The organism is Pseudomonas sp. AGC41 (genome assembly GCF_057334555.1).
This window is the reverse complement of sequence record NZ_JBHFJB010000010.1, coordinates 24,945-50,591: the sequence shown is the minus strand read 5'-3', so window position 1 is coordinate 50,591 and position 25,647 is coordinate 24,945. Positions and strand designations below refer to the sequence as shown.

At 58.6% G+C, this 25,647-nt stretch carries 33 protein-coding genes; 6 read left to right on the top strand and 27 right to left on the bottom strand.

Annotated features, from left to right (window positions below):
* Positions 1-24: 24 nt before the first annotated feature.
* The 3 genes from ACE04F_RS01465 to ACE04F_RS01455 form a co-directional block, all read right to left on the bottom strand.
* The gene (locus ACE04F_RS01465; protein ID WP_434571500.1) at positions 25-783 is read right to left on the bottom strand and encodes an alpha/beta hydrolase family protein; all 759 of its coding nucleotides are present in this window, start codon (positions 781-783) and stop codon (positions 25-27) included.
* Entirely contained in the window at positions 773-1,882 is a 1,110-nt protein-coding gene (locus ACE04F_RS01460; RefSeq protein WP_486104219.1) for a DUF3182 family protein, read from the bottom strand. Before ACE04F_RS01460 ends, ACE04F_RS01465 begins: the two co-directional genes overlap by 11 nt.
* A gap of 212 nt (positions 1,883-2,094) precedes the next feature.
* Complete coding sequence (locus tag ACE04F_RS01455; RefSeq protein ID WP_486104217.1) at positions 2,095-3,087, bottom strand: GlxA family transcriptional regulator; 993 nt, start codon at positions 3,085-3,087, stop codon at positions 2,095-2,097.
* A 139-nt stretch (positions 3,088-3,226) separates the two neighbouring features.
* On the opposite strand from ACE04F_RS01455, the gene ACE04F_RS01450 reads away from it, so the two are divergent.
* The 5 genes from ACE04F_RS01450 to ACE04F_RS01430 all read left to right on the top strand — a co-directional run bounded on the left by ACE04F_RS01450 (position 3,227) and on the right by ACE04F_RS01430 (position 8,645).
* Positions 3,227-3,736, top strand: a complete 510-nt coding sequence (locus tag ACE04F_RS01450) for a sigma-70 family RNA polymerase sigma factor (RefSeq protein WP_305498455.1) — start codon at positions 3,227-3,229, stop codon at positions 3,734-3,736.
* Complete coding sequence (locus tag ACE04F_RS01445; protein ID WP_486104215.1) at positions 3,733-4,698, top strand: FecR domain-containing protein; 966 nt, start codon at positions 3,733-3,735, stop codon at positions 4,696-4,698. Before ACE04F_RS01450 ends, ACE04F_RS01445 begins: the two co-directional genes overlap by 4 nt.
* 154 nt (positions 4,699-4,852) lie before the next feature.
* A complete protein-coding gene (locus tag ACE04F_RS01440) occupies positions 4,853-7,246 on the top strand; it encodes a TonB-dependent siderophore receptor (RefSeq protein WP_486104231.1) in 2,394 nt (797 codons plus the stop codon).
* A gap of 132 nt (positions 7,247-7,378) precedes the next feature.
* Positions 7,379-7,936 (top strand): cysteine hydrolase family protein, encoded by a 558-nt coding sequence (locus ACE04F_RS01435; RefSeq protein ID WP_486104213.1) that lies wholly within the window; start codon positions 7,379-7,381, stop codon positions 7,934-7,936.
* Between the two features lie 214 nt (positions 7,937-8,150).
* Positions 8,151-8,645: a hypothetical protein gene (locus tag ACE04F_RS01430; protein ID WP_486104211.1), complete on the top strand. Its 495-nt coding sequence runs from the start codon at positions 8,151-8,153 to the stop codon at positions 8,643-8,645.
* Between the two features lie 120 nt (positions 8,646-8,765).
* On the opposite strand, the gene ACE04F_RS01425 is transcribed toward ACE04F_RS01430, so the two are convergent.
* The gene (locus ACE04F_RS01425) at positions 8,766-9,281 is read right to left on the bottom strand and encodes a single-stranded DNA-binding protein (protein ID WP_024778338.1); all 516 of its coding nucleotides are present in this window, start codon (positions 9,279-9,281) and stop codon (positions 8,766-8,768) included.
* A gap of 9 nt (positions 9,282-9,290) precedes the next feature.
* Complete coding sequence (locus tag ACE04F_RS01420) at positions 9,291-10,688, bottom strand: MFS transporter (RefSeq protein ID WP_486104209.1); 1,398 nt, start codon at positions 10,686-10,688, stop codon at positions 9,291-9,293.
* A 168-nt stretch (positions 10,689-10,856) separates the two neighbouring features.
* On the opposite strand from ACE04F_RS01420, the gene uvrA reads away from it, so the two are divergent.
* Positions 10,857-13,691, top strand: coding sequence for an excinuclease ABC subunit UvrA (gene uvrA / locus ACE04F_RS01415; protein ID WP_486104207.1), 2,835 nt, complete (start codon positions 10,857-10,859; stop codon positions 13,689-13,691).
* 71 nt (positions 13,692-13,762) lie between these two features.
* Here the strand turns inward: uvrA and bfr are convergent, their stop codons facing one another.
* From bfr to rplP, 22 genes are all read right to left on the bottom strand, one after another.
* On the bottom strand, positions 13,763-14,227 hold the full coding sequence (gene bfr, locus ACE04F_RS01410; RefSeq protein ID WP_024778335.1) for a bacterioferritin: 465 nt from the start codon (positions 14,225-14,227) through the stop codon (positions 13,763-13,765).
* 158 nt (positions 14,228-14,385) lie between these two features.
* Positions 14,386-15,834, bottom strand: coding sequence for a catalase (locus ACE04F_RS01405; RefSeq protein ID WP_486104205.1), 1,449 nt, complete (start codon positions 15,832-15,834; stop codon positions 14,386-14,388).
* A 225-nt stretch (positions 15,835-16,059) separates the two neighbouring features.
* Positions 16,060-16,446, bottom strand: a complete 387-nt coding sequence (rplQ, locus tag ACE04F_RS01400; RefSeq protein ID WP_003176402.1) for a 50S ribosomal protein L17 — start codon at positions 16,444-16,446, stop codon at positions 16,060-16,062.
* 42 nt (positions 16,447-16,488) lie between these two features.
* Entirely contained in the window at positions 16,489-17,490 is a 1,002-nt protein-coding gene (locus ACE04F_RS01395; protein WP_003186012.1) for a DNA-directed RNA polymerase subunit alpha, read from the bottom strand.
* Between the two features lie 22 nt (positions 17,491-17,512).
* Positions 17,513-18,133, bottom strand: a complete 621-nt coding sequence (gene rpsD, locus ACE04F_RS01390) for a 30S ribosomal protein S4 (protein ID WP_003176404.1) — start codon at positions 18,131-18,133, stop codon at positions 17,513-17,515.
* 18 nt (positions 18,134-18,151) lie between these two features.
* Complete coding sequence (gene rpsK, locus ACE04F_RS01385) at positions 18,152-18,541, bottom strand: 30S ribosomal protein S11 (RefSeq protein ID WP_002555466.1); 390 nt, start codon at positions 18,539-18,541, stop codon at positions 18,152-18,154.
* A gap of 30 nt (positions 18,542-18,571) precedes the next feature.
* On the bottom strand, positions 18,572-18,928 hold the full coding sequence (gene rpsM, locus ACE04F_RS01380; protein WP_009045849.1) for a 30S ribosomal protein S13: 357 nt from the start codon (positions 18,926-18,928) through the stop codon (positions 18,572-18,574).
* 130 nt (positions 18,929-19,058) lie between these two features.
* A complete protein-coding gene (gene rpmJ / locus ACE04F_RS01375; protein WP_002555468.1) occupies positions 19,059-19,175 on the bottom strand; it encodes a 50S ribosomal protein L36 in 117 nt (38 codons plus the stop codon).
* 30 nt (positions 19,176-19,205) lie between these two features.
* On the bottom strand, positions 19,206-20,534 hold the full coding sequence (gene secY, locus ACE04F_RS01370) for a preprotein translocase subunit SecY (protein WP_018612224.1): 1,329 nt from the start codon (positions 20,532-20,534) through the stop codon (positions 19,206-19,208).
* Complete coding sequence (gene rplO, locus ACE04F_RS01365; RefSeq protein ID WP_003186032.1) at positions 20,535-20,972, bottom strand: 50S ribosomal protein L15; 438 nt, start codon at positions 20,970-20,972, stop codon at positions 20,535-20,537. It abuts the gene before it with no gap.
* A 3-nt stretch (positions 20,973-20,975) separates the two neighbouring features.
* Positions 20,976-21,152, bottom strand: coding sequence for a 50S ribosomal protein L30 (rpmD, locus tag ACE04F_RS01360; protein ID WP_003176408.1), 177 nt, complete (start codon positions 21,150-21,152; stop codon positions 20,976-20,978).
* Positions 21,153-21,154: 2 nt separating this feature from the next.
* The gene (gene rpsE / locus ACE04F_RS01355; protein WP_003186035.1) at positions 21,155-21,655 is read right to left on the bottom strand and encodes a 30S ribosomal protein S5; all 501 of its coding nucleotides are present in this window, start codon (positions 21,653-21,655) and stop codon (positions 21,155-21,157) included.
* Between the two features lie 3 nt (positions 21,656-21,658).
* The gene (gene rplR / locus ACE04F_RS01350; RefSeq protein WP_003186037.1) at positions 21,659-22,009 is read right to left on the bottom strand and encodes a 50S ribosomal protein L18; all 351 of its coding nucleotides are present in this window, start codon (positions 22,007-22,009) and stop codon (positions 21,659-21,661) included.
* Between the two features lie 10 nt (positions 22,010-22,019).
* Positions 22,020-22,553, bottom strand: a complete 534-nt coding sequence (rplF, locus tag ACE04F_RS01345) for a 50S ribosomal protein L6 (RefSeq protein WP_003186039.1) — start codon at positions 22,551-22,553, stop codon at positions 22,020-22,022.
* 12 nt (positions 22,554-22,565) lie between these two features.
* Positions 22,566-22,958: a 30S ribosomal protein S8 gene (rpsH, locus tag ACE04F_RS01340; RefSeq protein WP_003186040.1), complete on the bottom strand. Its 393-nt coding sequence runs from the start codon at positions 22,956-22,958 to the stop codon at positions 22,566-22,568.
* A 210-nt stretch (positions 22,959-23,168) separates the two neighbouring features.
* Complete coding sequence (gene rpsN, locus ACE04F_RS01335; protein WP_003186042.1) at positions 23,169-23,474, bottom strand: 30S ribosomal protein S14; 306 nt, start codon at positions 23,472-23,474, stop codon at positions 23,169-23,171.
* A 13-nt stretch (positions 23,475-23,487) separates the two neighbouring features.
* Complete coding sequence (rplE, locus tag ACE04F_RS01330) at positions 23,488-24,027, bottom strand: 50S ribosomal protein L5 (RefSeq protein WP_030140492.1); 540 nt, start codon at positions 24,025-24,027, stop codon at positions 23,488-23,490.
* Between the two features lie 20 nt (positions 24,028-24,047).
* Entirely contained in the window at positions 24,048-24,362 is a 315-nt protein-coding gene (gene rplX, locus ACE04F_RS01325) for a 50S ribosomal protein L24 (RefSeq protein ID WP_003186046.1), read from the bottom strand.
* An 11-nt stretch (positions 24,363-24,373) separates the two neighbouring features.
* The gene (gene rplN, locus ACE04F_RS01320) at positions 24,374-24,742 is read right to left on the bottom strand and encodes a 50S ribosomal protein L14 (protein WP_002555479.1); all 369 of its coding nucleotides are present in this window, start codon (positions 24,740-24,742) and stop codon (positions 24,374-24,376) included.
* A 23-nt stretch (positions 24,743-24,765) separates the two neighbouring features.
* Complete coding sequence (rpsQ, locus tag ACE04F_RS01315; protein ID WP_003194644.1) at positions 24,766-25,032, bottom strand: 30S ribosomal protein S17; 267 nt, start codon at positions 25,030-25,032, stop codon at positions 24,766-24,768.
* 2 nt (positions 25,033-25,034) lie between these two features.
* Positions 25,035-25,226 (bottom strand): 50S ribosomal protein L29, encoded by a 192-nt coding sequence (gene rpmC, locus ACE04F_RS01310; RefSeq protein ID WP_002555481.1) that lies wholly within the window; start codon positions 25,224-25,226, stop codon positions 25,035-25,037.
* Complete coding sequence (gene rplP / locus ACE04F_RS01305; protein ID WP_003186052.1) at positions 25,226-25,639, bottom strand: 50S ribosomal protein L16; 414 nt, start codon at positions 25,637-25,639, stop codon at positions 25,226-25,228. Before rplP ends, rpmC begins: the two co-directional genes overlap by 1 nt.
* Between the last annotated feature and the right edge of the window lie 8 nt (positions 25,640-25,647).

The window sequence follows — 25,647 nt, the reverse complement described above, 5'->3', positions numbered from 1 at the left end:
AAGAGGCCCGCCTGGAACTCATGTCTACCGCTCCTGAATGATGCTCAACCGCTCGCCCACCACCATCTCCGTGATCCAGCTCACCAGGATCGAGGTGTAGGCCTGTTGTGACACGGGGTCACTCAGAGAATGGTCGGCGCCATCGATGATTCGATGAGTCAACGAGTGAGTCTGCTGGCAGGCGGCCCGGTAGCTCATGATCGTCGCGTGGGGCACATGATCGTCCGTCTCCGATTCCACCAGCAACACATCCCCGGTGAATTGCGCGCAGGCGTGCAAGGCCCGGTTGGTGTCGGCGTGCACCAGGGTACTGCGGTAATCGAGCAGGTCAGCCTTGTCCAGGTCGCGCTTGGGCGTGTGCCACTGCTCGTCGCGGTACAGGGCCGGCACCCGCAGGGCCAGCCAGCGCACCGGTCGCAATGAGGTAAGGATCGAGGCCAGGTAACCACCGTAGCTGGTACCGACCACCGCGATCGCCGAGGTGTCCAGAGCCGGGTGGGCGAGCAACCGGTCGTAGGCCGCCAGCAAGTCCCGCAGGTTGTCCTCGCGCGTGACCCGCGACAATGGAATCCCGGCCCCACCGGTGTGGCCGCGCAAGTCGAAGGTCAGGCACACGCAGCCCAGGCCGGCGATGCCTTTGGCCCGCTCGAGATCTCGCTCCTGGCTGCCGCCCCAACCGTGCACGAACAACACACCGGGAACCTTCGACTTGGGGCTGAGGAAGGTCCCGTTCATGTGTTCATCATCAATCGCAATCTGGATGGTTTCGCTTCTAGCCGTCATAGGATTGAACCGTTACGTATTTGAGTAGGAAATCACCATTTTCCGCGGCGCCGCGATAAACCTCCGTGGCGCCGGGCGGCAGCGGTTGGTCGGTGTAGGTTTCCACCGAGGACACCCGAACCGCGCGGATCGATGGGTCCTCGACAAATACCTGCAAGGCAGCCAGTTCCGCGCTGCTGGCGCCGCCCATTCGCCAGGATTGCTCGAGCACGCCACCGCGAGGCTGGCCCCCGGTATCCGTCCCTTGGGCGATGTCGTAGTTGCGCCGCGAGGCAAAGAACGTGGGGAAAGCCTGGTTGGCGGCGTCATCGAATACCTGCGCCAGCCGGACCGCTTCGCGCACATCGTCCGGCAACTCCAGGCCGAGAAGCTCGATGTAGCCCCCTTGCGCCACCAGCAGGTCGGAGCCGCCGTAGACCTCTTCTCCGTCGTTGTCGTGGGTCAGGTGCTGCACGCCGCAGTAGCTCAAAACCTTGCCGTTGATGAAGCTTTGGCCGACGCTCTGGGTCTTGACCCCACTGAGATTCTGTTCCAGCACGATTCCCTCGCTGAACAATGCCTGGGCGTCTGGAGCCGCGACGATTTCATCGAATTGCCCGATGCTCCGGATGACTCGCTGGCCACGTCCGGCGCAAGCATGGATTGGCTTGAAGCGAATCGGCCCGGCGTAGAGCAAATGCTCGGCGGCCTGGCGCGCATCCTTGAGCGAAAACACGCTGATGCCGTCGAGCACAACGCCCCGGGTCAGCTTGGCAAACAGCGGTGACCAGCCCTTCGGCGCGACCGCATCCTTATTCAACAGACCATGGGCAATCGCCTTGGTGCAGATGAAATCGTGGTCGACGTAACCGCCCCAAAGATCATCCGGACCCTTGACGCCCAGGCGCAACGCAGCCTCGGGGCCGATCAGGGTTTGCGTAGGCAACAGGTACAGATCCCGCCCGGCGTGGTGCCGGCTGTCATAGCTGCCGCCGAACTCCAGGCCAAGGATATTCGCCAGCCAGCGCGCCAGCGCCCGATTGGTCTCGACTTCATGCAGCGGTGCCTGGGGATTGACCGAATGGGCCACTACACATTTGTCACGATGGATCTGGGTCATGCGTTGTCCTTTCAACTGCGCTGAATAGCCGTAGCTATAAGGATTGCAGAGATCAGGCCAACGGCACGGCGGGGGACGAACGGTCAAGGAAACGGGGGGATAAGCGGAAGATATGGCACCGGGCCTGTTTCATTCTGCACGACTGGAAGCGGATGTCCGGCAATTTGCACGACATCCCGAGCCAGCATTTTCCGTGGCGAGGGAGCTCCGTGTCAGCTTTTGGCAGCACTCGGGTTCACCCCAAACCTCGCCCGGTAATCACTCGGCGCCAACCCGGTGATTTTCTTGAACGTCGCTCGAAAGGCAGAAGGATCCTGATAACCGACGGTCCAGGCAATGTGGTCGATGGTACCGTTGGTGTACTCCAGCATTTCCCGGGCCTTGCCGACCCGCAGGTGCTGGCAGTATTCGGTGGGCTTGAGGCCGGTAGCCGCGCGAAACCTGCGCAGGAACGTGCGCTCCTCCAGCCCGGCCTGTTCGGCCATCGCGCCAACGGAAACATCCACCGCGCCGCTGCGCTGCAACCAATGTTGCACTTTCAGAATCGCTCCATCGCCATGCCCGAGGATCGGCGCGAAATTACTGCCGCACTGGCTCGCGCTATCGCTGTGCTCGATCACCAGAAACTGCGCGGTGCGAGTGGCGATGCCGGGGCCGAGCAAGCGGTCCACGAGCCGCAGCCCGAGCTCCGACCAGGCCATGAGCCCGGCGGTGGTGATCAGGTCGCCGTCGTCGACAATGGGTTTATCGGCGTTGAGCTTGATCTTCGGATAACGTGCCGCAAAGCTCTTGGCCGAGGTCCAGTGGGTCGTGGCACTGCGCCCATCCAGCAAACCGCTTTCGGCCAGCAGGATCGAGCCGACGCAAACCCCGCCCAATACCGTGCCGCTGGCATGTTGCGCCCGGAGCCAATCCATCAGCGTCTGTGTCGCGACAGCTTCATTGAAGCCGGCAATGGACGGTGGGATCAACAAGGCGACCAATGGCGCATGCGGACCGGCATCACTGGCAAACACCCGCAACGGCATTTCTCCGCCCACCGTTTGCCAGTGGCTCACGCGCAGCCGCGGCAGCTGCACACTGGCATGCTCCGCCGCAATGCCATCCGCCACTGCAAACAGATCGGTCAAACCATGCACCGCGGCCATTTGCGCGCCGGGGTAGATCAGCACGCCGAGTTCGACGAATGCCCTTTCCTGCGCCATGTCAGTTTTCCCAGTCTGTTTTTTCAACCCATCGTTGCAAATCCCGGCTGCGCACCAGAGTTCCATCGATCGGCTTTCAAAGCCCAAATGAAAGTGTAATGATAATACCTATCATTAACACCTTCCCGACGAGCCCGTCATGTCAGCAACTTCCAATGGCAATGCTCAACTGCATGAACTCTACCGCGATCATCACGGCTGGCTGCACGCCTGGTTACGTCGAAAGCTGGGCAACCATGACCACGCGGCGGACATTGCGCAAGACACATTCCTGCGCCTGCTGGTTTCCGGACGTATTCCCGGGGTAGTGGAGGGTCGCAGTTACCTGACCCAGATCGCCCGCAACCTGGTGATCGATCAGTGGCGTCGACAGCGAATCGAACGGGCCTACCTGGAAAGTATCGCTCATTTGCCCGAACCCCAGACGCCTTGCCTGGAGACACGAGCAATCATTCTCGAAACGCTTCAGAAAATCGACGCGATGCTCGACCGCATGCCCGGCAATGTGCGGACGGCCTTCCTGCTGTCGCAATTCGAAGGCCTGGGCTATGCGCAAATTGCCGAACGGCTGCAAGTCACCGTCAGCTCCGTACAAAAATACATGACCCGCGCCATCCTGGCCTGCTACCAGACGGTCTACGAAGAATGAATCGCCGCGCCGAGCTTCCGGTTTCCCCGGCCGTCGTCGAACAGGCGAGCGAGTGGCTGATGCTGCATTGGGGCGGCGAGATGACTGACGCTCAACAGCAGGCGTTTGTCCTGTGGCAGCGCGCCGATGCCGAACACGCCAGGGCCTGGCAGCGCTTGCAGGATTTGCAGCAGACCTTGGGTAGCGTCCCGCGCGACTGCGCTCAGGCCGTGCTCAAGGATGCGCCGCAGCGCTCGCGGCGCGACATGCTCAAGTTGCTTTCGCTGATGCTGGTCACTGGCGCAACCGGTTATTCGCTGCACAGCCAGAAACCCTGGCGCGGCGCATTGGCCGATCAACACACGGCGGTCGGCGAAATCCGTCGGCTGACGCTGGAGGACGGCACGCGCCTGGACCTGGATACCGACAGCGCCGTGGACGTGCTTTTTTCTGCCGGTCATCGGCGCATTCGCCTGATCAAGGGGGCCATCCTGCTGGAGACCGGGCACAACCCCGAGTACCTCCAGCGGCCGTTGATCGTGCAGACCGGGGCAGGCGAGATACAGGCGCTGGGCACGCGCTTCTGTGTGACCGAGGCCCAGCAAGGCATCCGGGTCGACCTTTACAACGGAATGCTGGAAGTACGGCCTATCGCCGCAGCGGCCCAAAGGCTGGTGGAAGGCCAGAGCCTCTGGTTCGACCAGGACCGACTCGGTGTCGTCACCGCCACTGACCCAAACGCCAGCGCCTGGAGCGAGGGCCACCTGATCGCCGAGCGCCAGCCGCTGGGTCAGTTTCTGTCGCAACTGAGCCGCTACCGGCCCGGCATCCTGCGCTGCGATCCGGCCGCCGCACCGTTGCTGATCACCGGAGTATTTCCTCTGGCCGACACCGACGCCATCCTGGCGGCGCTGGCCCGCTCGCTGCCCGTGCGTGTCCACCAGACAACGCGTTATTGGGTCACGGTAAAGCGTCTCACGTGATTTTTTCGCCGGGCATTGTCGGTTTTTCCTGTTGCTACGGGATAGCTCTGAAACCCTTCAATTGCTATCGCCAGGGAGTATCGCAGTGCCCGTCCAAGCCCCTCTCCATTTCTTGCGCAACGGTTTGTTCCTCGGTGCCCTGGCTGCAACGCCAATGTTCTGCGCCACAGCCCAGGCTGAGCCCGCCAACATCAATGATGTTCGCCAGTACGATATCGCCGCAGGCCAGCTCGACCAGGCGTTGAACCAATTCGCCAGGACAGCCGGTGTGTTGCTCTCGGTGGACGCGCAACTGACCACCGGCAAGAGCACGCCGGGCCTGCACGGGCAATTCAACATTCCCGGGGCGCTGCAGCGCCTATTGGCGGGCTCGGGCTTGCAGGCCGTCAACAGCGGCAACGCCTGGTCTGTGCAACTCGCACCCGACAGCGCAACCTTGCAGTTGGATGCCACACTGATCGGTGCCCGCAACGTTGGCGAAAACCCCTGGGGCCCCGTCGATGGGATCGTCGCCACGCGCAGCGCCACGGGCAGCAAGACCGACAGCGCCCTGGTGGAGGTGCCGCAAACCATCAACGTGGTCACCGCTGACGAGATCAAGGCCCGAGGCGCCCAGACCGTTACCCAAGCATTGCGCTACACACCAGGTATCACGGGCGGCGGCTTCTCCGACCGGGTGAAGATTTTCGACGAGCCGACATCTCGCGGCATAACGCCCGTCCCGTTGTATCTGGACGGCCTGCACTTGCCCTACGGCGGAGGCAGCACCGGCGGCGCGCTGCAGATCGAACCGTATTCCTTGGAGCGCATTGAAGTGCTCAAAGGGCCGGCCTCGGTGCTGTACGGTCAGAACCAGCCTGGCGGCATCATCAATATGGTCAGCAAGCGGCCAACCCTCGAACCCGTCCATGAGGTGGTGTTGAAGGCGGGCAGCTACGACCAGATGGGTGTCGGCATGGATATCGGCGGGCCCCTGGATGAACAAGGCACGCTGCTGTATCGCTTGACCGGGCTGGTCAACGACAGCAATTCGAGCATTGACTATGCCCAGCAGAAACGTCAGTTCCTCGCGCCGAGCCTGACCTGGCTACCCAACGAAGATACCAGCCTGACCCTGTTTGCCCAGTACCAACGCGACGACGCGGTTCCTGAAGCACAAGGATTGCCCGCCCTGGGGACGGTGTTCAACAACCCCAACGGCAGGATTTCGCGGGACCTTTTCCTGGGCGAGCCCGGCGTGAATGACTACAAGCGCAACCAATATGCCCTGGGCTATGAGCTGAACCATCGCCTGAACGATGTCTGGACCTTGAAGCAGAACGCTCGTTATGCCGTGGTGGACGACCATTACACCGCCCCGCTGCATGGCTATCGCTTCGTCAACAACCCCGTCACCGGCGCCGACGACAAACGCTACATGACCCGCTACGGCGTCGACTGGTCGCAGACCAACAAGGTCTTCGGCGTGGACAATATCGCCCAGGCCGAATTTGACAGCGGCCCCCTGAAACACACGCTGATCACCGGCCTGGACTACTACCGGTTCAACTCGAAGTTCAAAGGGCTGTACGACTACAACCCGCCAATCATAGACATCTTCAACCCGGTCCATGGCCAGCCTCTCAATTTCGGCAATCTGTACCGATGGGACAACACCATCACCCAGACCGGCCTGTACATGCAGGACCAGATCAGGCTCGACCAATGGGTGCTGGTGCTAGGTGGCCGCTACGACTGGACCGAAGTGGACAACAAGGAACCGGTCAGCGGCGCCCACAGCAACGTCCGCGACAGTGCCTTCACCGGGCGCGCCGGCCTGGTATACCTGTTCGACAACGGCCTGGCTCCGTTCATCAGCTATGCCGAATCATTCCAGCCGGTCAGCGGCCGTGATGTGTCCGGCAAACCGTTCGAGGCCACCACCGGCAAACAGTATGAAATAGGACTCAAGTTCCAGCCGCCGGGGCAGCAGAGCTTTGTGCAGTTATCCGCTTATCAACTGGACCAGGAAAACATGCTGACCACCGACCTGGACAACCCGGGCTTCAACGGCCAGACCGGTGCCGTGCGCTCGACGGGTATTGAACTGGAAGGCAAGGCCAGCCTGAACAAGTCACTGGACATCATCGCTTCGGTATCGCGCAACGATATTGAATACACCAAGGACAACGATGGGCGTCAAGGCAACCACCTGGCCGGCAGCTCACCGCTGACTGCCTCCGCCTGGGTCAACTACACGTTCCTGGGCGATACCCCGCTGGCCGGATTCGGTGCCGGGCTTGGTGTCCGTTATGTGCGCAGCAGTCCCGGAACCGAGTACCCAGGCACAGCCACTGCGCCCTCCTTCGACGTGCCGTCCTTTACCGTGTATGACGCTCGCCTGTCCTACGACCTTGGCCAATCGCCACTGGGCCTCAAGGGCGTAAAGGTCGACATGAACATGGAAAACCTCGACGACAAAAAATACGTTGCGCGTTGTACCAGCAATTGGGACTGCTACTACGGCGATGGCCGAACCATGACGACGAGCCTGACGTATAACTGGTGAACCGAGCCTGACAATGCAGCGACATCGCCGCATTGTCAGTTTTCCCCCGCCTATTGTCGTTGCGGCCAATCCTCGAAACCCGGAAAAACGCCAATACTGGCGCCACATTCTGACTTAAACGAGGAAGACCCCATGTCCAAGCAAGCGCTCATCGTCGTGGATATCCAGAACGACTACTTCCCCCAGGGAAAATGGCCTTTGGTCGGTGCAGAGACCGCCGCCGATAATGCCGCCAGGTTGATCGACGCGTTTCGCCAGGCCGGAAACCAGGTGGTGCACATCCGTCACGAATTCACTTCCGACGAAGCGCCATTTTTTACGCCCGGCTCTGAAGGTGCGCAGTTGCATCCCAAGGTACTAAACCGCGCCGATGAACCGGTCGTGCTCAAGCATTTCGTCAACTCGTTTCGTGAAACCGAACTGCAAGCGATCCTCGAACAGCACGGCATCGAACGGTTGGTCGTGGTCGGCAGCATGAGCCACATGTGCATCGACGGCATTACCCGCGCTGCCGCTGACATGGGCTATGAGGTCACGGTGGTGCATGACGCCTGTGCCAGCCGCGACCTGGAATTCAACGGCCTCGTCGTCCCTGCGGCCCATGTCCACGCTGCGTTCATGTCGGCGCTGGGGTTTGCCTATGCGAATGTGGTGAGTACCGAGCAATTCCTGAGCGGCAGCCAGGCGTAGGCGTAGGCAAAAACAGCAAGCGGAAAATGACTAGGCGTGTGTGAGCGGTTACGACGAGAATGGCCAGATATCTTTCCCAAGAGCCAGCCGCATGAAACGCAGACGCCCGCCGCGCCTGGTCGAATCTCCCTTCCCGAGCGCTACCTCAGCGCCACGGCACCCGCCCACGTGGGATTGCTCAAGCGACGTATCGAGGCCAGGATTCCTCGGGACCATGATCTACGTCGTGGCAATCTTGCTGGCCCTGCCTGCCTACTGGCTGGCAGTGTTTACCCTGATGTTGTTCAAGGTCGAAGGGCTGTCGCCGATTCACCAGCAGATCATTATGGAACCGCTGATGATCGCGCTTATGTTCAGCAGTGCGTTCGCCGCCGTCTGTACGATCAACTGGCTCGTCTCCGGGCCCAAGGTGCTGGGCTTCTGCTTTGACGAACGCCAGCAACGCCTCACCTTCACCCAGCGCCGTCCTGCCCGGGAAACCACCGATGAATGCATCCCCTACAGCGACATCCATTACATCAAGCCCTACACCTTGAGCACTTTCGCTAACGTGCATCACTTTGACGTGAGCTACGCAGGGGCCGATGGTAAACCGATAACGCTTCGGTTCGGGGTCGACATAACGGTGGCGGAAATGGCGTTTCATGCCACGTGGCTGAGCCAGTCGATTGGCGAGAGGATGCTGGAGTTGCTGGATCTGGATTTATGATCCTGATTGCGTTGGCTCTTCAAGCCACAACTGGCCGCTGACAAAAAAACAAAAGCCCCAAGGGCAAAGTGCGCTTGGGGCTTATTTTTAAATTACTGGCTGAACAGGCTCAGCCAGTAATCAGAACGGAATATCGTCATCAAAGCTGTCGAAATCCGGCGCTGGTTGCGGTGCGGCCTGTTGCGGAGCCGGGCGCTCGCGCTGTGGCTGTGGCGCCGATTGCGGACGAGGGGCTTGCTGGCGCGGAGCCGACTGCTGGTAGTTGTTGCCGCCCTGCTGCTGGTCGCCTTGCGGACGGCCACCGAGCAACTGCATGGTGCCTTGCATGTCGACCACGATTTCGGTGGTGTAACGCTTGATGCCGTCTTTTTCCCACTCGCGGGTCTGCAGCTTGCCTTCGATGTAGACCTGCGAACCCTTGCGCAGGTATTCGCCGGCAATCTCGGCCACCTTGCCGAACATCGACACGCGGTGCCATTCGGTCTTCTCGACCTTCTGGCCGGTCTGCTTGTCGGTCCATTGTTCGCTGGTCGCCAGGCTCAGGTTGGTCACGGCGTTGCCGTTAGGCAGGTAGCGAACTTCTGGATCCTGGCCGCAAGTACCGACCAATATGACTTTGTTAACCCCACGGGCCATAACGTTCTCCTAGGCTTCGCACGCTGCCGGGGCCGGGTTGTTCACCAGGCGCTCAAGCGTCGCACGATCCAATAATTCGGTGTCCAGTTTGATATAAACGGCCGCCTCGTCGGCGACCACCACTGCATCGGTTACTCCAACGACGGCCCTGAGGCGCTCGGCCAGGCCTGCTTCGCGAATGGCTTCGGGCGACAACGGCAAGCGCAGGCTCGTCACATACGGAGGTTCGCGCATGGTAACAGCAAAAACCAGCCAAAGTGCAGCCAGCGCGGCACATCCCAGGAACACAACCGACAAACCGCCGTGCTGGAACAGCCAGCCGCCGAGGATCCCCCCCAATGCCGAACCGAGGAACTGGCTGGTGGAATAAACCCCCATCGCCGTGCCCTTGCCGCCCGCTGGTGACACCTTGCTGATCAGCGACGGCAGCGATGCTTCCAGCAGGTTGAACGCGGTGAAGAACACCACCGTGCCAATCACCAGGGCGCGCAGGCTGTCGCCGAACTGCCAGAAGAATAGCTCAGTGAGCATGAGCGTCACGACGGCGCCGAGCAAAACTCGTTTCATTTTGCGTCGCTTCTCGCCATAGATAATGAACGGAATCATGGCGAAGAACGAAATGACCAGTGCCGTCAGATAGACCCACCAGTGCTGCTCCTTGGGCAGGCCGGCCTTTTCCACCAGCGCCAGCGGCAAGGCCACGAAGCTGGACATCAACATGGCATGCAGCACGAAGATGCCCAGGTCCAGGCGCAGCAGGTCAGGATGCTTGAGCGTCGGCACCAGCGCCTGGCGGGCCACCCCGGACTCGCGGTGCTGCAAAGGCCCGGTGGAGCGCGGCACGATCAACGCGACGATGAGGATGCCCACCAGCGCCATGGCACCGGTCGCCAGGAACAGACCAGACAAACCAAAGGCACGGGTCAACAACGGTCCTACAACCATGGCGACGGCGAACGACAGACCAATCGTCATGCCGATCATCGCCATGGCTTTCGTGCGATGTTGCTCGCGGGTCAGGTCCGACAGCAACGCCATGACGGCAGCGGAAATGGCACCCGCTCCTTGTAGGATCCGTCCGGCGATCACGCCCCAGATCGAATCGGCATTCGCCGCCAGCACACTGCCGAGGGCGAACACGATGAGCCCCAGGTAGATCACCGGGCGCCGGCCGATCCGGTCGGAGATGATCCCGAAGGGAATCTGAAAAATCGCCTGGGTCAGGCCGTAGGCGCCGATGGCCAACCCGATGAGGGCCGGGGTCGCGCCCGCCAGGTCCATGCCATAGGTCGCCAGTACCGGCAACACCATGAACATGCCCAGCATGCGGAAGGCGAACACCAGGGCCAGACCGCCTGCCGCGCGGGCCTCGCCGCTACTCATGCGTTCGCTGTGGGGATCTTGCATGGAAAAACCTCGTGTGAACCGGCGGGGATTCTACCAGTCCCATCGATTGAGGGGGTATATGGCGACCGTTTGCCGCGCAGTCTTCATGTATGACTTGCAATAGTGTGCATCCATCCAGTATTTGCCCGTATACTCCTACGTTTTCGACGCCCGCCGAGCGAGGCCACTTTGGACAAGATCCTGATTCGTGGGGCCCGTACCCACAACCTGAAGAACATCGACCTGACCCTGCCACGGGACAAGCTGATCGTCATCACCGGCCTGTCCGGATCCGGCAAATCATCCCTGGCCTTCGACACCCTGTATGCCGAAGGTCAGCGCCGCTACGTCGAATCGCTGTCGGCGTACGCCCGGCAGTTCCTGTCGATGATGGAGAAACCCGACGTCGATACCATCGAAGGCCTGTCGCCAGCGATCTCCATCGAACAGAAATCGACGTCCCATAACCCGCGGTCGACGGTCGGCACCATTACCGAGATCTACGACTACCTGCGCTTGCTGTATGCGCGAGTCGGTATCCCCCGCTGCCCCGATCACGACACCCCGTTGGAAGCCCAGACCGTCAGCCAGATGGTCGACCTGGTGCTCGCCCAGCCGGAAGGCAGCAAGCTGATGCTGCTCGCACCGGTGATTCGCGAGCGCAAGGGCGAACACCTGATGGTCTTCGAAGAGCTGCGCGCCCAGGGCTTCGTACGCGCCCGGGTAAACGGCAAGCTGTGCGAGCTCGACGAGCTGCCGAAGCTGGATAAACAGAAAAAGCACTCGATCGACGTGGTGGTAGACCGCTTCAAGGTTCGCGCCGACCTGCAGCAGCGCTTGGCCGAATCCTTCGAGACCGCGCTGAAGCTGGCCGACGGCATCGCCCTGGTGGCGCCAATGGACGACGAACCTGGTGAAGAGATTATCTTCTCGGCACGCTTCGCCTGCCCGATCTGCGGCCACGCCATCAGCGAGCTGGAACCCAAGCTGTTTTCCTTCAACAACCCGGCCGGCGCCTGCCCGACCTGTGACGGACTGGGGGTCAAGCAGTTCTTCGACACCAAGCGCCTGGTCAACGGCGAGCTGACCTTGGCCGAAGGCGCGATTCGTGGCTGGGACAGGCGCAACGTCTATTACTTCCAGATGCTCGGGTCGCTGGCGGCCCATTACAAGTTCAGCCTGGACAAGCCGTTCAACCAGTTGCCTGCGGACCAGCAGAAATTCATCCTGCACGGCAGCGGCACGCAGAACGTCGATTTCAAATACCTGAACGACCGTGGTGATATCGTCAAGCGCTCGCACCCGTTCGAAGGCATCGTGCCCAACCTGGAACGGCGCTATCGCGAGACCGAATCGGCCAGCGTGCGCGAAGAACTTGCCAAGTTCCTCAGCACCCAGCCCTGCCCGGACTGTCGCGGCACCCGTTTGCGCCGGGAGGCGCGGCACGTGTGGGTGGGTGAGAAAACCCTGCCGGCGGTGACAAGCCTGCCGATCGGCGATGCCACTGATTATTTCGGTGGCCTGAAGCTCACCGGCCGTCGTGGCGAAATCGCCGACAAGATCCTCAAGGAAATCCGCGAGCGCTTGCAGTTCCTGGTGAACGTCGGCCTGGACTACCTGACTCTCGACCGCAGCGCGGATACCCTGTCCGGCGGTGAGGCCCAGCGTATCCGTCTGGCCAGCCAGATCGGTGCCGGGCTCGTGGGCGTCATGTACATCCTCGACGAACCGTCCATTGGCTTGCACCAGCGGGACAACGACCGGTTGCTCGGCACGCTGAAACACCTGCGCGATATCGGCAATACGGTGATCGTGGTCGAACACGATGAAGACGCGATTCGCCTCGCCGATTACGTCGTGGATATCGGCCCCGGCGCCGGGGTGCACGGCGGACACATCGTCGCCCAGGGCACCGCCGCCGAAGTCATGGCGCACCCCGACTCACTGACCGGCAAATACCTGTCGGGCCGGGTGAAGATCAAGGTGCCGGCCAAGCGTACCCCACGCAATAAAAAGCTGTCGTTGACCCTCAAGGGCGCACGCGGCAACAACCTGCGCAACGTCGACCTGGAAATCCCGATCGGCCTGCTGACCTGCGTTACCGGTGTTTCCGGCTCCGGCAAATCGACGCTGATCAACAACACGCTGTTTCCCCTCAGTGCCACCGCGCTGAACGGTGCCACCACCCTGGAAGCCGCCGCGCACGACAGCATCAAGGGCCTGGAGCATCTGGATAAAGTTGTCGACATCGACCAGAGCCCGATCGGCCGGACGCCACGTTCCAACCCGGCGACCTATACCGGGTTGTTCACGCCGATCCGCGAACTGTTCGCCGGCGTACCGGAATCACGCTCGCGGGGCTACGGCCCGGGCCGCTTCTCGTTCAACGTCAAGGGCGGGCGCTGCGAAGCCTGCCAGGGCGATGGCCTGATCAAAGTGGAGATGCACTTCCTGCCGGACATCTATGTGCCGTGCGACGTTTGCAAGAGCAAGCGCTACAACCGGGAAACCCTGGAGATCAAGTACAAGGGCAAGAACATCCACGAAACCCTGGAAATGACGATCGAAGAGGCCCGAGCGTTCTTCGACGCAGTACCGGCATTGGCGCGCAAGCTCCAGACATTGATGGATGTGGGGCTTTCGTACATCAAGCTCGGGCAGTCGGCGACGACCTTGTCCGGCGGCGAGGCGCAGCGGGTCAAGCTGTCCCGTGAACTGTCCAAGCGCGATACCGGCAAGACCCTGTATATCCTCGACGAGCCGACCACAGGCCTGCACTTCGCCGATATCCAGCAATTGCTCGATGTATTGCATCGCCTTCGTGATCATGGCAACACCGTGGTGGTCATCGAGCACAACCTGGATGTGATCAAGACCGCTGACTGGCTGGTAGACCTCGGGCCGGAAGGCGGCTCCAAGGGCGGCCAGATCATTGCCGTTGGTACGCCGGAGCAAGTGGCGGAGATGAAGCAGTCTCACACCGGCTATTACCTCAAGCCGTTGCTGGAGCGTGACCGGGACTGAAGCAGCAGGCATGAAAAAGCCCCTGTCATCTCATCGATGGCAGGGGCTTTTTTAATCCCACGATAAATACATCAGAACTGCGATTGCAGGTAATTCTCCAGCCCGATCAACTTGATCAGACCCAGCTGCTTTTCAAGCCAGTAAGTGTGGTCTTCTTCAGTATCGTTGAGCTGCACCCGCAGGATCTCGCGAGTGACGTAGTCGTTGTGCTGTTCGCACAGCTCGATGCCTTTGCACAGCGCCGCGCGGACTTTGTATTCCAGACGCAGGTCGGCGGCGAGCATGTCAGGCACGGTGGTACCGATGTCCAGGTCGTCCGGGCGCATGCGTGGCGTGCCTTCGAGCATCAGGATCCGGCGCATCAGTGCGTCAGCGTGCTGCGCTTCTTCTTCCATCTCATGGTTGATACGTTCGTAGAGCTCGGTAAAACCCCAATCCTCGTACATCCGCGAGTGGATGAAATATTGATCACGGGCCGCCAGTTCGCCTGTCAGCAACGTGTTGAGGTAATCGATTACGTCTGGGTGACCTTGCATCGCCCTACATCTCCACAAGCTTTGAAAGGCCCTAGTTTGAACCAAGCTGACTGCAAGGTCACTCGCCTATCGCAATAAAAGTGAAGAAAATCCGAGAAAAGCAGGGTAAATAACGCAAAAACCGCCCAAATGAGGGCGGTTCTGCTTCTCGTTTAGACTTAGTTAAGCTGTACGCCCAGCGCTTTTGCGATCCCTTCTCCATAAGCAGCGTCTGCCCTGAAGAAATGCTGCAGCTGGCGATCAACTACATCCGCCGAGACCCCCGCCATCGCACCGGCGATATTGCTGATCAACAGCGCTTTCTGCTCATCGTTCATCAAGCGGAACAGCGCACCGGCATGGCTGTAGTAGTCGGTATCTTCGCGATGATCATACCGATCCGCCGCACCGCTGAGGGCCAGTGCCGGCTCCGCATAACGCGGCGCTTGCTTCGGCGCCTCCACGAAGCTGTTTGGCTCATAGTTCGGAGCCGCACCGCCATTGCTGCCGAAGGCCATGGCGCCGTCGCGCTGGTAGGTATTGACCGGGCTGCGCGGCGCGTTCACCGGCAACTGCTGATGGTTGGTGCCTACGCGGTAGCGGTGTGCATCGGCATAGGCAAACACACGCCCCTGCAGCATGCGATCAGGCGAGAGACCCACACCCGGCACCATGTTGCTAGGCCCGAATGCCGCTTGCTCGACTTCGGCGAAGTAGTTCAGCGGGTTGCGGTTGAGCTCCAGCTCGCCGACTTCGATCAGCGGAAACTCTTTCTGCGACCAGGTCTTGGTCACATCGAACGGGTTTTCGTAATGGGCCGCGGCCTGTGCCTCGGTCATGATCTGGATGCAGACGCTCCATTTCGGGAAGTCACCGCGCTCGATCGCGTTGAACAGGTCGCGCTGGGCGTAATCCGGATCGGTACCCGCCAGGCGTGCAGCGTCGGCCGGCGCGAGGTTCTTGATGCCTTGCTTGGTCTTGTAGTGCCATTTCACCCAGTGACGCTCACCCTGGGCATTGATCAGGCTGTAGGTGTGGCTGCCGAAACCGTGCATGTGGCGGTAGCCGTCAGGAATCCCACGGTCAGAGAACAGGATGGTGACCTGGTGCAACGCTTCGGGCGAGTGCGACCAGAAGTCCCACATCATCTGGGCACTTTTGAGGTTGCTTTGTGGCAGGCGCTTCTGGGTGTGAATGAAGTCTGGAAACTTCAGTGGGTCGCGGATGAAAAACACCGGTGTGTTGTTGCCGACGATGTCCCAGTTGCCTTCTTCGGTGTAGAACTTCAAGGCGAAACCGCGTGGATCGCGCTCGGTATCGGCGGAGCCGCGCTCGCCACCCACGGTAGAGAAGCGCAGGAAAGTCGGCGTCTGCTTGCCGACCGACTCGAACAACTTGGCGCTGGTGTATTGAGTGATGTCGCGAGTTACGGTGAAGGTGCCGTAAGCGCCCGAGCCCTTGGCGTGTACGCGACGCTCTGGAATGTTTTCGCGATTGAAATGAGCAAGCTTCTCGATCAGGTGGAAATCGTCGAGTAGCAGCGGGCCACGTGGGCCAGCGGAGCGAGAGTTCTGGTTATCGGCGACAGGAGCGCCACTGGCGGTCGTAAGCGTTTTGGTCTGGCTCATGCTCAAATCTTCCTAGGTCGGTCTTCGGACTGCCGGCTAATCGGCTGGGAGGAGTATTGATCATGTTAGTGACAGTATCCAAATTCATTAAATCATGGGCTTCGATAGTCATTATCTAATAAGGAAGATTGCCAATAGCCAAGCCAGACGAAACGGCCAGGACGCTTTTCCATCACGCACAAAAAACCGGGCACTAGGCCCGGTTCTTCGTTGCAGACTGTCGTCTTACTCGGCGCTTACAGCTTCGCCGGCAGTAGCACGATCAACCAACTCGACGTACGCCATAGGCGCGTTGTCGCCAGCGCGGAAACCGCACTTGAGGATGCGCAGGTAGCCACCCTCACGGGTAGCGTAACGCTTGCCCAGGTCGTTGAAGAGCTTACCAACGATAGCTTTCGAACGGGTACGGTCGAAAGCCAGGCGGCGGTTAGCCAGGCTGTCTGTCTTGGCCAGAGTGATCAGCGGCTCGGCAACGCGGCGCAGTTCTTTGGCTTTCGGCAGTGTAGTTTTGATCAGCTCGTGCTCGAACAGCGACACCGCCATGTTCTGGAACATGGCCTTGCGGTGCGAGCTGGTGCGGCTCAGGTGACGACCACTTTTACGATGACGCATGGTTCATTCCTTACCAAACACAACGTTCGGTGATTACGACGATCAGGCAGTCGCCTTGTCGTCCTTCTTAAGACTTGCAGGCGGCCAGTTGTCGAGGCGCATGCCGAGGGACAGACCGCGGGAGGCCAGAACGTCCTTGATTTCAGTCAAGGATTTCTTGCCAAGGTTCGGAGTCTTCAACAGCTCTACTTCGGTACGCTGAATCAGGTCACCGATGTAGTAGATGTTTTCCGCCTTAAGGCAGTTAGCCGAACGTACAGTCAGTTCCAGATCGTCAACCGGGCGAAGCAGGATCGGATCGATCTCGTCTTCCTGCTCGACAACCACTGGCTCACTGTCACCTTTGAGATCGACGAACGCAGCCAACTGCTGTTGCAGGATGGTTGCAGCACGGCGGATAGCCTCTTCAGGATCCAGGGTACCGTTGGTTTCCAGATCAATAACCAGCTTGTCCAGGTTGGTACGCTGTTCGACACGGGCGTTTTCCACCACGTATGCGATACGGCGAACCGGGCTGAACGAAGAGTCAAGCTGCAAGCGACCGATGCTGCGGCTTTCGTCTTCATCGCTCTGACGCGAGTCTGCCGGTTCATAACCACGACCACGAGCTACGGTGAGCTTCATGTTCAGGGCGCCGTTAGACGCCAGGTTAGCGATTACGTGATCGGGGTTAACGATCTCGACATCATGATCCAGCTGAATATCGGCAGCGGTAACCACCCCCGAACCCTTCTTCGACAAGGTCAGCGTAACTTCGTCACGACCGTGCAGCTTGATAGCCAGACCTTTAAGGTTCAACAGGATTTCAATTACGTCTTCCTGTACACCTTCGATGGCGCTGTACTCGTGGAGCACACCGTCAATCTCGGCCTCGACTACTGCACAGCCGGGCATTGAGGACAACAGGATGCGGCGCAGCGCGTTGCCCAGGGTGTGGCCGAAACCACGCTCGAGAGGCTCGAGTGTGATCTTGGCGCGGGTTGGACTGACAACCTGCACATCAATATGGCGGGGTGTCAGGAACTCATTTACCGAAATCTGCATGGATGCACCTATTTTCTAGCCCTTACTTGGAGTAGAGCTCGACAATCAGGCTTTCGTTGATGTCGGCGGACAGATCACTGCGAGCAGGAACGTTCTTGAAAACGCCCGACTTCTTCTCAGTGTCTACTTCTACCCATTCTACGCGGCCACGTTGGGCACACAGATCGAGAGCTTGGACAATGCGAAGTTGGTTTTTTGCTTTCTCGCGAACAGCAACCACGTCACCAGCACGAACCTGGTAGGACGGAACGTTCACGGTCTGGCCGTTAACGCTGATCGACTTGTGCGATACCAGCTGACGGGATTCGGCACGAGTAGAACCGAAACCCATACGGTATACAACGTTGTCCAGACGGCATTCGAGCAGCTGCAACAGGTTTTCGCCGGTTGCGCCTTTCTTGCCAGCAGCTTCTTTGTAGTAGCCGCTGAATTGACGCTCGAGAACGCCGTAGATACGACGGACCTTCTGCTTTTCACGCAGTTGGGTGCCGTAATCGGACTGGCGACCGCGGCGTTGGCCGTGGATACCAGGTGCTGCTTCAATGTTGCACTTCGATTCGATCGCGCGCACGCCGCTCTTCAGGAAGAGATCGGTGCCTTCGCGACGAGCGAGTTTGCATTTTGGACCAATGTAACGAGCCATTCTTTACAATCTCCTGGATTACACGCGGCGCTTCTTCGGCGGACGGCACCCGTTGTGCGGGATTGGCGTCACGTCGGTGATGCTGGCGATCTTGTAGCCACAGCCGTTCAAAGCGCGGACTGCGGATTCACGACCTGGACCTGGACCTTTGACGTTGACGTCGAGGTTTTTCAGGCCGTATTCCAGCGCAGCTTGACCAGCACGCTCAGCAGCTACTTGAGCAGCGAACGGGGTGGACTTGCGGGAACCGCGGAAACCCGAACCACCGGAGGTAGCCCAGGAAAGAGCGTTACCTTGACGGTCGGTAATGGTCACGATGGTGTTGTTAAAAGATGCATGGATGTGGGCGATGCCATCAACCACTGTCTTTTTAACTTTTTTACGAGGACGAGCAGCAGGTTTTGCCATGATTAAATTCCTGTCGATTCGCTGGGGCGATTACTTGCGGATCGGCTTACGCGGACCTTTACGGGTACGCGCGTTGGTCTTGGTACGCTGACCGCGTACTGGCAGACCACGACGATGACGCAGACCGCGATAGCAACCGAGGTCCATCAAGCGCTTGATTTTCATGTTGATTTCGCGACGCAGGTCACCTTCAGTGGTGAACTTCGCCACTTCGCCACGCAGCTGTTCAATTTGCTCGTCGCTCAGATCCTTGATCTTTGCCGCTGGGTTGACCCCAGTCTCTGCACAAATTTTCTGTGCAGTAGTGCGACCAACACCATAGATGTAGGTCAGCGAGATAACAGTATGCTTGTTATCTGGAATGTTGACGCCTGCAATACGGGCCATTCAGTGGGACTCCAATTGACAGCTACCTACGCCCCGGAAGCCAAGAAATAGGGCGCGAGATAATATCGCTGTAATAACAAATAATCAACCCGGCAGCGCACTAGCTGCCGGGCTTAAAGCACAATCACACTCAGCCTTGGCGCTGTTTGTGACGCGGTTCCGCGCTGCAAATTACCCGAACAACACCTTCGCGGCGAATAATCTTGCAGTTACGGCACAGCTTTTTCACCGATGCACGAACTTTCATCACCAACTCCTCGAACCTTATGGACGCTACTCAGCGCAACATGCCGCTGCCGTAGCCCTTCAGGTTGGCTTTCTTCATCAGGGATTCGTACTGGTGCGAAACGAGGTGCGATTGTACTTGGGACATGAAGTCCATCACAACCACGACCACGATCAGCAACGAGGTCCCGCCAAGGTAGAACGGAACGTTTGCCGCAACCACCAGGAACTGGGGAAGCAAGCACACGGCCGTCATGTAAAGAGCACCGAACAAGGTCAAACGCGTCAGAACGCCATCAATGTAGCGCGCCGACTGCTCGCCTGGACGGATACCCGGAATAAAGGCACCGGACTTCTTCAGGTTTTCCGCTACGTCTTTCGGATTGAACATCAACGCCGTATAGAAGAAGCAGAAGAAAATAATCCCTGCACTAAACAGCAGAATATTCAACGGCTGACCAGGAGCGATCGACTGCGAGATGTCCTGCAACCAGCCCATACCTTCAGACTGGCCGAACCAGGCACCCAACGAAGCCGGGAACAGCAAGATGCTGCTCGCGAAAATGGCCGGGATAACGCCGGCCATGTTCACCTTCAACGGCAAGTGGCTGGTCTGCGCAGCAAATACCTTGCGGCCCTGCTGACGCTTGGCGTAGTGAACAGCGATACGACGCTGGCCACGCTCAATGAACACCACGAAACCGATAATCGCTACTGCCAGCAAACCGATGGCAACCAGGGCGAAGATGTTGATATCACCCTGACGCGCAGACTCGAAAGACTGCCCGATCGCTCTCGGAAGACCGGCGACGATACCTGCGAAGATCAACATCGAGATACCGTTGCCAACACCACGCTCAGTAATCTGCTCACCCAGCCACATCATGAACATCGCACCCGCCACAAAAGTGGTTACCGCGACGAAATGGAAGCCAAAGTCACCAGTGAACGCTACGCCCTGCCCCGCTAGACCGATGGACATGCCAACAGCCTGGACGAGAGCGAGGACGACAGTGAGGTAGCGGGTGTACTGGCTGATCTTGCGACGGCCAGCTTCACCTTCCTTCTTCAACTGCTCCAGCTGCGGGCTGACAGCGGACATCAGCTGCATGATGATCGATGCCGAAATGTACGGCATGATCCCCAGTGCAAAGATGCTCATCCGCTCCAGCGCACCGCCGGAAAACATGTTGAACAAGCTAAGAATGGTCCCCTCATTCTGTCGAAACAGGTCCGCGAGTCGGTCCGGGTTGATACCTGGAACCGGGATGTGTGCGCCTATTCGGTAGACGATAATCGCCAGGAACAGAAAACGCAGACGAGCCCAGAGTTCAGACATACCGCCTTTGCCGAGCGCAGAGAGAGCACCTTGCTTAGCCATTTATTCCTCGAACTTGCCGCCAGCTGCTTCGATAGCCGCACGCGCACCTTTGGTGGCGCCGATTCCCTTTCCGATGGTGACAGCACGAGCAACTTCGCCCGACAGCATGATTTTCACACGCTGTACGTTCTGGTTGATCACGTTGGCATCCTTCAGGGACTGCACGGTGACGATGTCGCCATCCACTTTGGCCAGCTCGGACAGACGCACTTCTGCGCGGTCCATGGCTTTCAGGGAAACGAAACCGAACTTCGGCAGGCGACGATGCAGCGGCTGTTGACCGCCTTCAAAGCCTGGAGCAATGGTGCCACCGGAGCGGGAGGTCTGACCCTTGTGGCCACGGCCACCGGTCTTGCCCAAACCACTACCGATACCACGGCCCGGACGATGCTTTTCGCGACGGGAACCCGGCGCTGGACTCAGATCATTGAGTTTCATCGATTAACCCTCGACACGCAGCATGTAGTAAGCCTTGTTGATCATCCCGCGATTCTCGGGAGTATCCTGGACTTCTACAGTGTGACCGATGCGACGCAGACCCAGACCCTTAACGCACAGTTTGTGGTTAGGGATGCGGCCGGTCATGCTTTTGATCAGCGTAACTTTTACGGTAGCCATGATCAGAAGATCTCCTTGACGCTTTTGCCACGCTTGGCGGCAATGGATTCAGGAGACTGCATTGCTTTCAAACCCTTGAAAGTGGCGTGAACCACGTTTACCGGGTTAGTCGAGCCGTAGCACTTGGCCAGAACGTTCTGAACGCCAGCAACTTCGAGGACAGCACGCATAGCGCCGCCAGCGATGATACCGGTACCTTCAGAAGCAGGCTGCATGTACACCTTCGAAGCGCCATGGGCAGACTTCATTGCGTACTGCAGGGTGGTGCCGTTCAGATCAACCTGGATCATGTTGCGGCGAGCAGCTTCCATTGCCTTCTGGATCGCAGCAGGCACTTCACGCGACTTGCCACGGCCGAAGCCAACACGCCCTTTACCATCACCTACCACGGTCAACGCGGTGAAAGTGAAGATACGGCCGCCTTTAACGGTTTTGGCTACGCGGTTAACTTGAACCAGCTTCTCGATGTAGCCTTCGTCGCGCTTTTGGTCGTTATTTGACATAACTTAGAACTCCAGCCCAGCTTCACGAGCAGCATCAGCCAGCGCCTTGACGCGGCCGTGGTACTTGAAGCCAGAGCGGTCGAAAGCCACCTGCGAGACGCCAGCGGCTTTAGCACGCGTAGCGACCAGCTGGCCAACCTTAGTGGCCGCGTCGATGTTGCCAGTGGCGCCATCACGCAGTTCTTTATCCAAAGTCGAGGCACTTGCCAGGACTTTGTTGCCGTCGGCCGAAATGACCTGGGCGTAGATGTGCTGCGACGAGCGGAACACGCAGAGACGCACGACTTCGAGTTCGTGCATTTTCAGGCGTGCTTTGCGAGCGCGACGCAGTCGAGTAACTTTTTTGTCGGTCATTTGCTATGCCCTACTTCTTCTTGGCTTCTTTACGACGGACGACTTCGTCCGCGTAGCGCACACCTTTGCCTTTGTACGGCTCTGGTGGACGGAAGTCGCGGATCTCGGCGGCCACTTGACCTACCAGCTGCTTGTCGATGCCCTTGATCAGGATATCGGTCTGGCTAGGAGTCTCAGCGGTGATGCCTTCCGGCAGTTCATAATCCACTGGGTGCGAGAAGCCAAGAGCCAGGTTCAGCACTGTGCCTTTTGCTTGCGCTTTGTAACCAACACCGACCAGCTGGAGCTTGCGCTCGAAGCCTTGGCTTACGCCTTGGACCATGTTGTTTACCAACGCACGAGTGGTACCAGCCATTGCGCGAGTCTGTTGATCGCCATTGCGAGCAGCGAAACGCAGCTCACCAGCTTCTTCAACGATCTCAACGGACGAATGGATGTTCAGTTGCAGAGTGCCCTTGGCACCCTTCACCGAAAGCTGTTGGCCTGCGAATTTGACTTCGACACCGGCTGGCAGCTTAACGGGGTTCTTAGCGACGCGTGACATGCTTATCCCCCCTTAGAACACAGTGCAAAGAACTTCGCCGCCGACACCGGCAGCGCGCGCAGCACGATCCGTCATCACACCTTTGTTGGTGGAGACGATAGACACACCGAGACCGCCACGAACTTTTGGCAGATCATCGACGGACTTGTACTGACGCAGGCCTGGACGGCTAACGCGCTTCACTTCCTCGATGACCGGACGGCCTTCGAAGTACTTAAGCTCGATGGACAGCAGAGGCTTGATTTCGCTGCTGATCTGATAACCCGCAATGTAACCTTCGTCCTTCAGGACTTTGGCAACAGCTACCTTCAACGTAGAAGATGGCATGCTTACGACGGACTTTTCAGCCATCTGGGCATTACGGATACGAGTTAGCATGTCCGCTAACGGGTCCTGCATACTCATGGGCTAGACGCTCCTAATACACAAAAAATTAGCCTTTCGGCTAGTACGTGTCGCCGAGCGCATCCGCGCAATAAAAACACGGGCTCAGGCGAGCCGGGTATTCTAGACACACCCCAGAAATGAATCAAGCCCCAAAAGGGGCTTGATTCAAGTTCAAGGTCACCGACGGTCAGGATCTTGCGATACCGACCGCCGCGACTTTGACAGTGCTTACCAGCTGGCTTTAACCAGACCTGGAACGTCACCACGCATTGCGGCTTGACGCAGCATGTTACGGCCGAGGCCGAACTTGCGGTACACGCCGTGCGGACGACCAGTCAGGCGGCAGCGGTTACGCATGCGCGAAGCGCTGGCGTCACGTGGCTGCTTCTGCAGTGCTACGGTAGCTTCCCAACGCGCTTCTGGACTTGCGTTCAGATCAACGATGATAGCTTTCAGCGCTGCACGCTTGGTGGCGTACTTGGCAACGGTGAGCTGACGCTTCAGCTCACGGTTCTTCATGCTCTTCTTGGCCATTGTCCTACTCCAATCAGTTGCGGAACGGGAATTTGAAAGCACGCAGCAATGCGCGACCTTCTTCATCCGTCCGAGCAGTGGTGGTCAGGGTAATGTCCAGACCGCGGAGAGCGTCGATCTTGTCGTAATCGATTTCCGGGAAGATGATCTGCTCTTTCACGCCCATGCTGTAGTTGCCACGACCATCGAAGGACTTGGCATTCAGGCCGCGGAAGTCGCGAACCCGAGGCAGGGAGATCGACAGCAGACGATCCAGGAACTCGTACATACGCTCACGGCGCAGGGTCACTTTGACGCCGATCGGCCAACCCTCACGGACTTTGAAGCCAGCGATGGATTTCCGAGCGTAAGTCACAACGACTTTCTGACCGGTAATCTTTTCCAGGTCAGCTACAGCGTGCTCGATGACTTTTTTGTCGCCGATCGCTTCGCCCAGACCCATGTTCAGGGTGATTTTGGTAACGCGCGGAACTTCCATCACGTTCGAAAGCTTAAGTTCTTCCTTAAGTTTCGGTGCGATTTCCTTCCGGTAAATCTCTTTTAGTCGTGCCATGGTCTTCTACCTAGCAGTGTTCAAGCATCAACCGCTTTTTGGGTCGACTTGAAGACACGAATTTTCTTACCGTCTTCTACTTTGAAACCAACGCGGTCAGCCTTGTTGGTTTCGCCGTTGAAAATGGCGACGTTGGAAGCGTGCAGTGGCGCTTCTTTCTCGACGATACCGCCCTGTACGCCCGACATCGGGTTAGGCTTGGTATGACGCTTGACCAGGTTCAGACCACCAACAACCAGACGGTTGTCAGCAAGAACCTTCAGCACCTTACCGCGCTTACCCTTGTCTTTGCCGGCGATCACGATGATCTCGTCGTCACGACGAATCTTTTGCATGTCGGATCTCCTTACAGCACTTCTGGGGCGAGCGAGACGATCTTCATGAACTTCTCAGTACGAAGTTCACGGGTCACTGGCCCAAAGATACGGGTGCCGATTGGCTCTTGCTTGTTGTTCAACAGAACAGCAGCGTTGCCATCAAAGCGGATGATGGAGCCGTCAGCACGACGAACACCGTGGCGAGTGCGGACTACAACAGCAGTCATCACTTGGCCTTTCTTCACCTTACCGCGAGGAATTGCTTCCTTGACGGTAACTTTGATGATGTCACCGATACCAGCGTAACGACGATGGGAGCCACCCAGCACCTTGATGCACATAACACGGCGAGCGCCGCTGTTATCGGCCACATCGAGCATGGATTGAGTCTGAATCATATAATTTCTCCGACCCCTAGCCCTTAGACTTCCACAGCGCGTTCGAGAACATCAACCAGCGCCCAAGATTTGGTCTTGGCCATCGGACGAGTTTCACGAATAGTGACCTTGTCGCCGATGTGGCACTGATTGGTTTCGTCGTGCGCGTGCAGCTTAGTCGAACGCTTAACGTATTTACCGTAGATCGGGTGCTTAACGCGACGCTCGATCAGAACGGTGATGGTTTTGTCCATCTTGTCGCTGACAACACGGCCAGTCAGCGTACGGACAGTTTTTTCGGCTTCAGCCATGATTACTTACCTGCCTGCTGGTTGAGCACAGTTTTCACGCGAGCGATGTCACGCTTAACTTGCGAGAGCAGATGAGACTGCCCCAACTGGCCAGTTGCCTTCTGCATACGCAGATTGAACTGGTCGCGCAGCAGGCCGAGCAGTTGCTCGTTCAGCTGCTGTGCTGATTTTTCACGAAGTTCATTCGCTTTCATCACATCACCGTCCGTTTAACAAAGGAGGTGGCGAGCGGCAGCTTTGCAGCAGCCAGGGCGAAAGCCTCACGCGCCAGCTCTTCAGAAACACCCTCGATTTCATACAGGACTTTGCCTGGCTGAATCTGGGCAACCCAGTACTCCACGTTACCCTTACCTTTACCCATCCGAACTTCGAGAGGCTTCTTGGTGACAGGCTTGTCCGGGAATACACGGATCCAGATCTTGCCGCCACGTTTTACGTGACGGGTCAGAGCACGACGCGCTGACTCGATCTGACGAGCGGTGAGACGACCACGAGCAACAGACTTCAGCGCGAACTCGCCGAAGCTGACTTTGCTACCGCGCAATGCCAGGCCACGGTTGTGACCGGTCATCTGCTTGCGGAACTTCGTACGCTTTGGTTGCAACATTTGGCGTA